The sequence below is a fragment of the Flavobacterium sp. LPB0248 genome (assembly GCF_013388355.1).
Classification (GTDB): domain Bacteria; phylum Bacteroidota; class Bacteroidia; order Flavobacteriales; family Flavobacteriaceae; genus Flavobacterium.
This window is the reverse complement of record NZ_CP058246.1, coordinates 2882672-2895082: the sequence shown is the minus strand read 5'-3', so window position 1 is coordinate 2895082 and position 12411 is coordinate 2882672. Positions and strand designations below refer to the sequence as shown.

Genomic DNA, 12411 nt, shown 5'->3' with positions numbered 1-12411 from the left:
AAAGTCCGCAAGGATTTACACAGAGAACGCAAAGTTTTAGAAAACAATTTCTTTTTGCGAGCCTTGCGTAAATCCTTGCGGACTTTGCGGTTAAAAAACAACTACTTAAAGTTCTTTAAAAACTCTTCTTTATAAGTTGGCGAAACTTCAATTTCAGTTCCGTCGTTCAATGTTACGATTCCACCTTTATTATACGATTTTACGCAATTGAGATTGATAATATGCGATTTATGGACACGAATAAAAGGTAAAGGCAAAATCTCCGAAAAATGCTTCAGAAATCGGCAAACCATTTTCTTTGCTCCAGTATTCAAATACAAATCGGTAAAATTTCCATTACCACGAAGACGCACAATATCTTCCATTTTTACGACTTCAAAACCTTCAAGCGTTGGAAGAATGACTTGTTGTTTTTCTGGTTTTTGCTCGTGGAAATTCTCAACAATAATTTTATTTCGATTGAATATTTCATGATTCAAAATCTGATGATGCACTTTGTTTACGGCAATAATCAATTCTTCGATACTAATTGGCTTTAAAAGATAATAAGCTGCGCTTTGATTTAAAGCGCGAAGCGAATATTCAGAAAAAGCAGTTACAAAAATAGTCTCAAATTGAAGGTCTTTGCAAGCTTCCAAAACATCAAAAGCATTTCCGAAAGGCATTTCTACATCTAGAAAAACCAACTGCGGTTTAATTTCATGCAATAACGGAACAGCTTCTTTTATATTCTGCGCTTCGCCGACAACCTCAACTTGCGGACAATATTTGCTCAAATAATTTTTAAGCACTTCGCGCGCTGCCAATTCATCTTCGACAATTACACTTTTTATCTTCTGCAAAGTCATCATATTTTATCAATTAATGGAAAAACAATTTGAACAATTGTGCCCGATTCTGGCTCTTCTTTTTCTGAAACCGTAAACGAAATATCCTTTTTGTACAATTCGTTCAAAAGGTCAATTCTTTCTTTTGTATTGTTCAAACCACGCGATTCGTAGATTTTCTGATTAGTCGTTTTGAGTTCACGGCTTTTGGTTAAACCAATTCCGTTGTCTTCAATTATCACATTAATTTTTCCGTTTTTATATTCAAATCGAAGCGACAAAAAACCTTTCTTGTCCAAATAACGCAATCCGTGCCAAATGGCATTTTCTAAATGTGGCTGCATAATCATATTCGGAACAAAAACTCTTTCGGTATCGAGAGACTCATCAACCACAATTTCGAAATCAAATTTATCCTGAAAACGCAAATGTTCTAAATCCAGATATTTCTTTAATTGTTCTACCTCTTTATCCAATGAAATAAAATCTTTATTGGAATTTTCCATCATATTTCGCATCAGATTCGAATAGGAAGTCAAATATTTATTGGCTTCCAATTCTTTGTTTTCGGCAATAAACTGATTGACGCTATTCAAACTATTAAAAATAAAATGCGGATTCATTTCACGGCGCAATGACTGCAAAGCGATTTCTTTGTTTTTGATTCTGATAGAATACAATGCTTTTACAATGAAGAAAAATAAAAGCAGCAACAACCCAATTGAACCTAAAAGGAAATAATTGAAAGAGTTTTTCTTCGAAATCAATTCGTCTTTTAAAACCTTTTCTTTTTCAAGCTGACGAATTTTGTCTTCTGTAACCTGAAACGTTTTGGCATCAATTAAAGTAGTATCGGATTTTATTAACTGCTCGAAATTATCAAAAAACTGTTCGTACAAAGCCATGCTTTCTTTGTCTTCGCCTTTTGTTTTATAATATTTAATTAAAGAAGATAAACTCTTTCTGGCTTCAGATGAATTTCCTTTTTGAAAAGATAAATTATAGGCTTCTTTTAAAGAAGAAATGGCTTTTTCTGGTTCTTTCTTTTCAAAATAAAGTGAAGCCAGCGATTGCAATTGTTTTATTTCTGTGGTAAAATCGTTGTTGGTTTTAGCATCAGCAAGCAATTTTTCGTTAATGGCAAGCGCTTTGTCAAACTGATTATCGGCAACGTAAACTTTTGCGATTTCGTTTTTAATTTTAACTTCTTCTGGTTTGTCTTTAGCGTATTTTAAAGCTTTTTTATAACTTTCAATTGCTACTGCTTTATCATTTAGCTGCAAAGAATTCTGTGCTTTCTGTACATAAGCTTCACTTACTTCGGCAGCTTTTTTGTCTTTTTTCAGTAATTCAATATTCGAATCGACATAAGTGGTCTGACTTGCAGGATTAGATTGATTTTTAAGTCTGTTGGCATCGTTAAGATTGATTTTCTCTTCAGATGCGTCTTTTGTTAGCGAACCTGCGGCTTCGTAATTTTTTATAGCAGAGTTGAAATTTTTCTGATTTTCCTGAACTTTAGCTAAACTCCTTGTAACACGCGTTTTATCTTCGGTCAGTTTTAATTTGGTATACGAATTTAAAGCTCTTTTAAAATATTCTTCTGCTTTTGCATTATCGCCTTTGCTTAAAAAGTCATTAGCCAGCTTTTCATAGTTTTGAGCAATTTTTGCTTCATCATTTTCATCTAATGATTTAGATAATTCTTCGGCAGTTTTACTGATTTTGACTTTACTCTTTGTTTCGCTTTTTTCAGGAATTGCCTGCGCAGTTATTTCGTGAGGAAATAAAAACGCTAAAAAAAGCAAACTAAAAACAATTAATACATGACTTTTCACAAACAAGTTATTTAGAAAGTGTAAAGTAACTTAATTTCAAATTCCTATCCTATAACATTCACCAAGTCAAACGACCCGTTGACCCATTCTCTCAAAAATACGTTTTTTCGATCAATACTTTTACCTCATAATCTTAAAAACCATTATTATGAAAAAACTACTTTACTCCTCTTTTATCCTTTTTTCTCAATTTATAATTGGACAAGTTTCTGGAAATGTCAATTATCAGAATCAATATTCTGCTAATAATACAATTGATATTAGTTTTCCTTCTCACGAAGGTATTGTAGCAAGTGTAAAAGGGCTTGCTAATGTAAAAGCAGATTCATACACCGCAATTTTCAGTATAACTCAAACAGGTAAAACAACTAAAGAAGTCAACGAACTAATTGATCAGAGAATTGAACGTTCGCTAAGCGAAATCAAACTCAAAAAAGTGTTGAGATTTTTGTCGATATGATTTCTTTTGTTCCGGTTTACGAATATGAAGCCGAAAAAAAGGTTTTCAGCCGTAAAACCTATAACGAAGTTCCTTTGGGTTTTGAGCTGAAGAAAAACATCCACATAAAATACTCCGATCCAAATCAGCTGAATGATTTTATTTCGATTTTATCTAATTATGAAATATACGATTTGGTGCGAGTTGATTACTTCTCCAATTCATTAGAAACCATCAAAAAAGAAATGATGAACAAAGCGAAACTGCTAATTCAGGAAAAAATCAAGAATTATGAACTTCTTCTTGGAGAAACATTCACAAACGTTGAAAAAAGAATTACCGATGATTTTGTTGTGAATTTACCTGTCGAAATGTACCGATCTTATGAAGCGTACAATAGTTCTTCTTTAAACTTAAAAAAAACGGCAAATGTTAATCAGGCTACTAAATCGACTACGCTTTATTATCAGCCTGTATTTAGTAAAGAATTCGATTTCATCATTAATCCTTCGGTTTTGGAACCTGTTATTCAGGTGCAATATGAAATAAAGATTTTCATTAACAGAGAAAAAGAAAAGAAACAAGTTGCCAAAACAGACAAAGAGTTTATTTTGATTACTCCAAATGGCGATTTAAAAAACCTGAATATCAACACTCCAAAACAAATACATTAATCTGGAAAGTTTCACCAAGTCAAAAGACCGTTTCACCATTTGTCCAAAAAGTGAGCTTTTTTAGTTTTTAAGTTTGATCTGTAATCATCCAATTAAAAACTAAAACTATGAAATCAAATCTTTTTATAACAGCACTTTTGGCGGCGTCAATTTCTTTTGCCGCGTGTAATTCATCTAATGCAAAACCAATAAAAAATACTGAAATCGAAAAACCAGATTCGGCTGAAACGACCAAAATTCAAGTCGCTCTTTTATTGGATACTTCTAATAGTATGGACGGATTAATCGATCAGGCGAAATCGAGATTATGGAACATTGTAAACACTTTGACGACTTTAAAATACGAAGGAAAAACGCCAGACATCGAAATTTCTTTATACGAATACGGAAACGACGGTTTATCTGAAAGATCGAATTACATCAGACAAGTGACACCTTTATCGACAGATTTGGATTTGATTTCGGAGAAATTATTTGCTTTAAGAACTAATGGCGGAAGTGAATATTGCGGCGCTGTAATTCAAGATGCAACTAAGGGATTAAAATGGGCTTCTGACAAAAACAGCATGAAACTGATTTACATTGCAGGAAATGAAGGTTTTGATCAAGGAAGAATAAGTTATAAAGAAACAATTAGCGATGCTTTAAAAAATAATATTTATGTAAATACTATTTTCTGCGGAGACAAAACAGAAGGCATTAATTCATTTTGGAAAGATGGCGCAGATCGCGGAAAAGGAAAATATTTCAATATCGATTCGGACAAAGCGGTTCAATATATTGCAACACCATATGACGATGAAATCGCTAAATGTGACGAAAAAATAAACAAAACGTACATCAATTATGGTGCGAAAGGTGCAGATAAAAAAAGAAACCAAGTAATGCAGGATCAGAATGCTAAAATGGTTTCGGCTTCCAATTATACAGATCGTGCGGTAAGTAAATCGAAAGCGGCTTATAAAAACGAAAGTTGGGATTTGGTAGATAAAGTAAAAGATGACGCAGGCGCTATTTCTAAAATTCAGAAAGAAGAACTTCCAGCAGAACTTCAAAATAAAACTACTGCTGAAATTCAAGTAATCGTAAACGAAAAGAAAAAAGAAAGAGAAACAATTCAGAAAGAAATTAGTGTTTTAGCAAAAAAACGTCAGCAATATATTGATACCGAAGCTAAAAAAACTAAATCTCAAGATGATCTTGGAAATACAATTAACTCTTCTATTCTAGCTTTCGCTAAAGTAAAAGGCTATACGGTTGAAAAATAAGAATCCAAATGAAAAAGAAAATAGTCTTTCTGCTCTTTACGGCGATTCCGTTGATTTGTTTGAGTTGTGAAAATAAAAAAGAGAAAGCAACAGACACAAGAACTAAAAAACCGATCTATTCTTATGAAAAGAAACTAAAAAATGAAATAACTGAAGTAAGGAGCTTCTTGGGGAAATCTCCCAAATACAATTCAGATGTTGCGCTATTTTTAGATATGAAGATAGAATCTGGAAGAAATCGGTTTTTTATTTATGATTTGAAACACGACAAATTGCTAAACAAAGGTTTAGTTGGACATGGTTCTGGTTCGGAAACAGGAATTCCTGGCGAGTTAAAATTCAGCAATATTAAAAACTCCAATTGTAGTTCGTTAGGCAAATACGCCATTGGTGGTTCATATATTGGAACATTTGGAAAAGCTTATAAATTATATGGTTTAGACAAAACCAACAATAACGCTTTTGATCGAAATATAGTGCTTCATAAATACTCAAAAATTCCGTTTGACGAACAGCCTTATCCTATTTGCAATAGTCTCGGATGCCCAATGGTAAACGAAAAGTTCTTCGGCGTTCTCGAAAAACTAATTGACAATTCTAAAAAGAAAATAATTCTAGTGATGTACTATTAAATCTATTTTATTTAACAGTAATAACCATATATTTCCCACTAATTTAAATTTAACCTCATGAATAAAAAAGTAATTCTATTCATCGTATTATTGATCAGCGCTTTCGCGAATGCACAAAAGCCAATTTTTACAACAGCAAAAGTAAAAGCCGCAACTGTATATTTTAATGCTGCCGAAATTTCTCAGACTGCAAGTACTACTTTGCCTGCAGGAACAAGTGAAATTGTCATTAAAAATGTGGCTTCGTATTTAAATGAAAATTCAGTGCAAATTGGTGCTCCAGCAAATGTAACAGTACTGTCTGTTCAGTTTACCAATAATTATATTTCAGAATATGAAACAGATTCGAAATCGCCTTTAATTAAAAGAGTTAATGATAGTATTGTTTTAGTTCAAAAAGAACTTCAAAAAGTAGTCAATACGATTAATTCAGAAAACAAAACCATGCAATTACTTGATCGAAACCAACAAATTTCGGGAGTAAATTCTGGATTGAACGTTGCTGAATTAATGAAAATGGTAGATTATTATAAAAACAAACAAATCGAAATTGCCAATAATATCAATACCTTAACCGATAAACAGAGAAAACTAGACGAGACACTTCAGAAACTGAACAATAAACTTGAATTTGATACGAACAAAGAAGAACGAACTTCATCAGGAAAATTAATTGTTCAAGTAATGAACAGTACAGCAGGAATTGTCCCGTTAGAGATTTCATATTTAACACAAAGTGCATCTTGGACACCATTTTATGATTTGCGTACCGAAAGTGTAAACACGCCAATCAATATGGTTTATAAAGCACAGGTTGTTCAGAACAGTGGCATCGACTGGAAAAAAGTAAAACTAACATTATCTAGCGGATATCCAAACCAAAACAATCAAGCTCCAATATTAAGTTCTTGGTTTTTAAGAAACAATGCCAATTATGGTTACAATCAAAGAGCTGTTGCAAACCAATTGCAAAGTAGTGCTTACGGAGAATTGAAAGATAAAGCAATTGAAGAAGTCGTAGTATCTGCATTACCAAATATGAAAAAATCTTCGGTTTCTGATTTTACAACTGTTGCAGAAAACCAACTTAATATAGCTTTTGATATTGATATTCCGTACGATATTCTTTCTAATGGAAAAGTACATAGTGTTTCCCTAAAAGAAATTAAACTTCCAGCAACATATAAATATTATGCTGCTCCAAAAGTAGAAAATGAGGCTTTCCTACTTGCTGAAATTGCAGATTACAGCAAATACAATTTATTGCAAGGCGAAGCGAATATCATTTTTGAAGGAATGTATGTTGGAAAAACATTTATAGAACCGAATCAAACCAGTGATACTTTGAATTTAAGTATGGGGCGCGATAAAAAAGTTTCTATAAAACGTGAAAAAGTAGCAGACAAATCGGGAACAAAGTTTTTGTCTTCTAGAAAAGAACAAACTTTTACCTACGACATTACCGTTCGAAATAATAAAAAAGAATTGGTTGAACTTTTATTAAAAGATCAATATCCGTTGACAACCAATAAGGAAATCGAAGTAGAATTATTGCAAACTGACAGCGCAAAAGTGAATTCTGAAACAGGAATCTTAACTTGGCAATTACAACTGAAACCAAATGAAACCAAGAAAATCAGAATAAGTTATCGTGTAAAATATCCTAAAGATCAGGTTTTGAATTTATAATCTCTCCTAAAAAATAAATCCCGATAGTTTCTCAGCCATCGGGATTTTATATTTATTTAATTTACTCAAATTAAGGAGCTGGATCAGGAAATATAGCCTGAACTGCATCAATTTCTGCTAAGATTTGTTTAGAAAGTGTGACATCAATTGTATCGATGTTTTCTTTTAATTGTTCTAATGTTGTAGCTCCAATAATAGCACTTGTTAAGAATGGCTGTTGCAACACGAATCCCATTGCCAATTGCGTTAGCGTTAAACCATGTTTTTTAGCGATTTCCAGATACAATTTAGTCGCTTCGGTACATTGGTCGCTATTGTAGCGTTTGTATTGCGGAAAAAGATTAATTCTCGCTTTTGGATGACTTTCTCCAGTTAAGAATTTTCCAGTCAAAACGCCGAATGCTAAAGGCGAATATCCAAGTAAACCAACATTTTCATATTTTGAAACTTCTGCAGAATTCACTTCAAATAAACGGTTCAATAAAGAATACGGATTTTGAACAGTTTTGATTCTTGGAAGATTGTTGTATTTGCTTTCTTCTAGAAGGCGCATCATTCCCCAAGCGTTTTCATTTGAAACTCCAATGTGTTTGATTTTACCTTCTTTTATTAATCCGTCGAAAGTTTCTAAGATTTCTCTAAAGTTATCTTCCCAAACATCATCGTACCCGTGAAAAGCACGCTCTCCAAAATTATTCGTTTTTCTTTCTGGCCAATGCATTTGGTACAAATCGATATAATCTGTTTGAAGTCTTTTTAAACTATTTTCAACCGCATATTTAATACTTGCTGGAGAAAAATCCAGTTTCTCACGCATGTAACCAAAATTCGGATTCGGACCAGCAATTTTAGATGCTAAAACAACTTTATCTCTATTTCCTGATTTCTTAAACCAAGTTCCAATAATTTTTTCAGTGCTTCCGTAAGTCGCTTCACTCGCAGGAACCGAGTACATTTCGGCAGTATCAAAGAAATTAACACCTCTTTCAAGAGCATAATCCATTTGTTCGTGCCCTTCTGCTTCTGTATTCTGCTGCCCGAAAGTCATTGTTCCAAGGCATATTTTACTAACTTTTATATCGGTGTCGGGTAATGTAGTGTATTTCATTTTTTTCTAAAAGGTTCAAAGTTGCAAAGAAACAAAGGTACAAAGGGATTTTTCAAATTTAAATTTGATAAAGGTTAAAAAAAGTACAAGATTTCTATATTCAGCTTTTCCTGAAAGCTTTTTCAAACGCTCCAAAAAACAAAAGGCTCAAAGTAAAAACCTTTGAGCCTTTGAACCTATGTTCCTTTGAACCTTAGTTAATACTATTCAACATCTCCGCAATCTCATCTAATCTTGGAGTCAAGATAATTTCGATTCTACGGTTTTTAGCTTTTCCTTCTGGAGTCGCGTTGCTTGCCAGAGGAGAAAATTCACTTCTTCCCGCAGCAGTTAATTTTTGTTTATTGATTTTTGGGTTCTCGCTCAAAATAGCTACGATTGCTGTTGCTCTTTTTGTCGATAAATCCCAGTTGTTTGCAATTGGTCCAGAACCTGCGTATGGATCATCGTCTGTATGTCCTTCGATTAAAACAGAAAGATCTGGATTGTCACCTAAAACTTTTCCAAGTTCGACAACCGCTTTTCTACCTTCTGTTCCAACAGCCCAGCTTCCTGAATTGAAAAGCAATTTGTTTTCCATAGAAACATATACTTTTCCGTTTTTCTGTTCCACCGTTAAACCTTTACCTTCAAAACCATTTAAGGCTTTAGATAATGTTTCTTTCAGTTTGCGCATTGATTCTTCTTTTGCCGCAATCATATCTTCCAATTCTTTCAAACGATTAGCCGTTTTGTCCAAACGCGCTTGTTCATCTGCAAGAGCTTTACCTTTTGCTTCTAATTGCGCTAACAGTTCACGGTTCTTAGCCATGTTTTTCTCTAATGCATCATTGCTATTTTTCTCCAATGCATTATACGAATCCTGAAGCACTTTATATTTCTTTTGTTCAGCAGCAAGATCAGCTTTTTGTTTTGCCAAATCATCATTAGCATTTGCTAAATCTTTAGTCAATTTATCACGATCGGTTTCTAACTGATTCTTCGCTTTCTTTAAACTTTCGTTTTCATCAGTGATAGAACGGTTTTCTTTTTTTAAATCTGAATATTTTGTTTCCAGATCATTATAAATTTTCTTAGAAACACATGACGTTGTGGACAAGGCTAATGCCAATAATCCGATGGAGGCTTTTTTAATCATCTTACTTTAATTGGTTTTTATTTTAGGAGTTTAAAATTTCAAAATTCAAAATCAATTCTTGAATTTAAACCACCTTTCTCTCAACAAGAACAATACCAAAAATTACTCAATTTCTACTAAAATAGGGCAATGATCTGAATGCATAGCATCTGGAAGTATAACAGCTCTTTTTAATCTATTTTCTAACACATTGCTTACCAAATTATAATCGATACGCCAACCTTTGTTATTTCCTCTTGCCCCTGCGCGGTAGCTCCACCAAGAATAATGATGCGGTTCTTTATTAAAATGACGGAAACTATCTATAAAACCAGATTTCATAAATGCATCCAGCCAAGCACGTTCTGCCGGAAGAAATCCAGAAACCGTTTTGTTACGAACCGGATCATGAATATCTATTGCTTCGTGACAAATATTATAATCTCCGCATATAATCAGATTCGGAATCGTAAGTTTCAATTCATTGATATAATTTTGAAAATCATCCATAAACATAAATTTATGATCCAATCTTTCAATATTTGTTCCAGACGGAAGGTATAAACTCATTACTGAAACATCATCAAAATCTGCACGAAGATTTCTTCCTTCAAAATCCATATGGTGAATTCCTGTTCCGTAAACAATATTGTTTGGCTTTGTTTTAGAAAGAATCGCCACTCCGCTGTACCCTTTTTTGGTTGCAGGATAGTAATATTGAAACGGATAGCCAGCCGCCGTAATATCATCAACTGGAATTTGATCTTGCGTTGCTTTTATTTCCTGAAGGCATATTACATCAGGATTTGCTTGCTGTAGCCACTCGATAAACCCTTTGTTTATTGCCGCTCTAATTCCGTTTACATTATAAGAAATAATTTTCATCAGTGATTTTTTTAGGATTTCAAATGTAATAAAAAAGTGCAAAGTTTGTCTTGGAAACAGCGAAAAGTAGACTTTTTTGTTATCTTTGTTCGCTGTTCTAATAATTTAAAAGTAGTAGATGGGTTTAGTTACCGCGAAAGAAGTTGCAAAGGCAATAAATGTTGAAAAGTACGGAGTTTTCGGTACCTTTTCTGGCTGGATTCTTATGAAGGTTCTTAAGATCTCGACCCTTAATAAAATTTACGATCGTAATAAACATTTGGAAGACCTTGACTTTTTGAATGGAATTTTGGATGAAATGGAAATTAAGTTCGAAATCCCTGAAGAAGATTTAAAGCGTCTGCCAAAAGATGGTGCGTATATAACTATTTCAAATCATCCTCTTGGAGGAATTGATGGAATTTTGTTATTGAAATTAATGCTTGAAAGAGAGCCAAATTTCAAAATCATTGCCAATTTCTTATTACATAGAATTGTTCCAATGAAAAAATATATTATGCCGGTTAATCCTTTTGAGAATCATAAGGATGCAAAATCGAGCGTAATCGGAATTAAAGAAACGTTGCGTCATTTAAGCGACGGAAAACCGCTGGGTATTTTCCCTGCTGGTGAGGTTTCGACTTATAAAGATGGTAAATTAGTAGTAGACAAACCTTGGGAAGAAGGCGCGCTGAAATTAATTAGAAAAGCTAAAGTTCCTGTAGTTCCAATTTATTTTCATGCCAAAAACAGTAAATTATTCTACTGGCTTTCTAAGATTGACGATACTTTAAGAACTGCAAAATTGCCTTCTGAATTGCTTACGCAAAAAGATCGCGTAATTAAAGTTCGTATTGGAAAACCAATTTCTGTAAGTGAGCAAAATGAAATAGAATCTTTTGAAGAATATTCAGAATTCTTGAGAAAGAAAACCTATATGCTGGCTAATCCGTTTGAGAAAGACACCAAACTGATTGACACGGCAAGTCTTAAAATACCAAAAGCACCTAAAAAAATCGTAACCGCTGCAAGTGAATCAAAATTAATTGATGAAGTTCAGGCATTGCGTGATAGTGACAGCAGGTTTTTACAAAGCAAAAACTACGAGGTTTTCTTTGCAAGCGCAAAAGAAATTCCGAACATTTTACACGAAATTGGGCGTTTACGCGAAATCACTTTCCGCGAAGTTGGAGAAGGAACAAATGAATCTATCGACATAGACGAATACGACCAATATTATCACCATATGTTTTTATGGGATGATGAAACCAAAAAAATCGCAGGAGCTTACCGTATGGGGTTAGGTTCTGAGATTTATCCTAAATATGGTATTGAAGGTTTTTACCTGACTGATCTTTTCAGATTCGAGCCAGAATTACACGATATGATGCACAAGTCAATCGAAATGGGTCGTGCTTTTATCGTGAAAGAATATCAGCAAAAACCAATGCCTTTGTTCTTATTGTGGAAAGGTATTATTCACACCACTTTACGTCATCCTGAACACAAGTATTTAGTTGGCGGTGTAAGTATCAGTAATCAGTTTTCAGATTTCTCTAAATCATTGATGATTGAGTTTATGAAGTCTAACTATTACGATCCGTATATTGCGCAATACATTCACCCGAAAAAAGCGTACAAGGTAAAACTGAAAGATGCCGATAAAGATTTTATCTTTGATGAAGCTGAATCTGATTTGAATAAGTTTGATAAAATCATTGACGAATTAGAACCTGGAAACTTACGTCTACCTGTTTTAATTAAGAAATACATCAAACAAAACGCAAGAGTAGTTGCTTTTAACGTTGACCCTTTATTCAACAATGCAATTGATGGTTTAATGTACATTAGAATCGCAGACATTCCAGAAAGCACTATGAAACCTGTTATCGAAGAGTTTCAGATTGAATTGGAGAAAAAACTATCTGAAAAAGAAGATTAAGTTTAATCTATCG

11 protein-coding genes are annotated in these 12411 nt (G+C 33.4%); 6 read left to right on the top strand and 5 right to left on the bottom strand.

The window, feature by feature from the left end; all coding sequences use genetic code 11:
- Window positions 1–101: 101 nt before the first annotated feature.
- Entirely contained in the window at window positions 102–848 is a 747-nt protein-coding gene (locus tag LPB248_RS12100) for a LytR/AlgR family response regulator transcription factor (RefSeq protein ID WP_218279858.1), read from the bottom strand.
- On the bottom strand, window positions 848–2665 hold the full coding sequence (locus LPB248_RS12095; protein WP_177211667.1) for a histidine kinase: 1818 nt from the start codon (window positions 2663–2665) through the stop codon (window positions 848–850). The genes LPB248_RS12100 and LPB248_RS12095 overlap by 1 nt, the downstream gene beginning before the upstream one ends.
- A 148-nt stretch (window positions 2666–2813) precedes the next feature.
- On the opposite strand from LPB248_RS12095, the gene LPB248_RS17075 reads away from it, so the two are divergent.
- From LPB248_RS17075 to LPB248_RS12075, 5 genes are all read left to right on the top strand, one after another.
- The gene (locus tag LPB248_RS17075; RefSeq protein ID WP_255462935.1) at window positions 2814–3125 is read left to right on the top strand and encodes a hypothetical protein; all 312 of its coding nucleotides are present in this window, start codon (window positions 2814–2816) and stop codon (window positions 3123–3125) included.
- Entirely contained in the window at window positions 3122–3778 is a 657-nt protein-coding gene (locus LPB248_RS12090) for a hypothetical protein (RefSeq protein ID WP_255462934.1), read from the top strand. Before LPB248_RS17075 ends, LPB248_RS12090 begins: the two co-directional genes overlap by 4 nt.
- Window positions 3779–3885: 107 nt before the next feature.
- Window positions 3886–5046 carry a vWA domain-containing protein gene (locus tag LPB248_RS12085; RefSeq protein WP_177211666.1) on the top strand — a complete coding sequence of 387 codons (1161 nt, stop codon included), beginning with the start codon at window positions 3886–3888 and terminating at the stop codon, window positions 5044–5046.
- Between the two features lie 8 nt (window positions 5047–5054).
- On the top strand, window positions 5055–5678 hold the full coding sequence (locus LPB248_RS12080) for a murein L,D-transpeptidase catalytic domain-containing protein (RefSeq protein ID WP_177211665.1): 624 nt from the start codon (window positions 5055–5057) through the stop codon (window positions 5676–5678).
- A gap of 57 nt (window positions 5679–5735) precedes the next feature.
- Window positions 5736–7367, top strand: a complete 1632-nt coding sequence (locus tag LPB248_RS12075; RefSeq protein WP_177211664.1) for a DUF4139 domain-containing protein — start codon at window positions 5736–5738, stop codon at window positions 7365–7367.
- A 70-nt stretch (window positions 7368–7437) separates the two neighbouring features.
- On the opposite strand, the gene LPB248_RS12070 is transcribed toward LPB248_RS12075, so the two are convergent.
- From LPB248_RS12070 to LPB248_RS12060, 3 genes are all read right to left on the bottom strand, one after another.
- On the bottom strand, window positions 7438–8475 hold the full coding sequence (locus LPB248_RS12070) for an aldo/keto reductase (protein ID WP_177211663.1): 1038 nt from the start codon (window positions 8473–8475) through the stop codon (window positions 7438–7440).
- A gap of 193 nt (window positions 8476–8668) precedes the next feature.
- Entirely contained in the window at window positions 8669–9613 is a 945-nt protein-coding gene (locus tag LPB248_RS12065; RefSeq protein WP_177211662.1) for a flagellar motor protein MotB, read from the bottom strand.
- A gap of 102 nt (window positions 9614–9715) precedes the next feature.
- Window positions 9716–10477: an exodeoxyribonuclease III gene (locus tag LPB248_RS12060; protein ID WP_177211661.1), complete on the bottom strand. Its 762-nt coding sequence runs from the start codon at window positions 10475–10477 to the stop codon at window positions 9716–9718.
- A 118-nt stretch (window positions 10478–10595) separates the two neighbouring features.
- On the opposite strand from LPB248_RS12060, the gene LPB248_RS12055 reads away from it, so the two are divergent.
- Entirely contained in the window at window positions 10596–12398 is a 1803-nt protein-coding gene (locus LPB248_RS12055; protein ID WP_177211660.1) for a GNAT family N-acyltransferase, read from the top strand.
- Window positions 12399–12411: the final 13 nt, after the last annotated feature.

Bases quoted from the DNA above. Each gene is read 5' to 3' on its own strand.
- LPB248_RS12100 (WP_218279858.1), bottom strand. From the start codon at position 848: ATGACTTTGCAGAAGATAAAAAGTGTAATTGTCGAAGATGAATTGGCA.
- LPB248_RS17075 (WP_255462935.1), top strand. From the start codon at position 2,814: ATGAAAAAACTACTTTACTCCTCTTTTATCCTTTTTTCTCAATTTATA.
- LPB248_RS12090 (WP_255462934.1), top strand. From the start codon at position 3,122: ATGATTTCTTTTGTTCCGGTTTACGAATATGAAGCCGAAAAAAAGGTT.
- LPB248_RS12085 (WP_177211666.1), top strand. From the start codon at position 3,886: ATGAAATCAAATCTTTTTATAACAGCACTTTTGGCGGCGTCAATTTCT.
- LPB248_RS12080 (WP_177211665.1), top strand. From the start codon at position 5,055: ATGAAAAAGAAAATAGTCTTTCTGCTCTTTACGGCGATTCCGTTGATT.
- LPB248_RS12075 (WP_177211664.1), top strand. From the start codon at position 5,736: ATGAATAAAAAAGTAATTCTATTCATCGTATTATTGATCAGCGCTTTC.
- LPB248_RS12070 (WP_177211663.1), bottom strand. From the start codon at position 8,475: ATGAAATACACTACATTACCCGACACCGATATAAAAGTTAGTAAAATA.
- LPB248_RS12065 (WP_177211662.1), bottom strand. From the start codon at position 9,613: ATGATTAAAAAAGCCTCCATCGGATTATTGGCATTAGCCTTGTCCACA.
- LPB248_RS12060 (WP_177211661.1), bottom strand. From the start codon at position 10,477: ATGAAAATTATTTCTTATAATGTAAACGGAATTAGAGCGGCAATAAAC.
- LPB248_RS12055 (WP_177211660.1), top strand. From the start codon at position 10,596: ATGGGTTTAGTTACCGCGAAAGAAGTTGCAAAGGCAATAAATGTTGAA.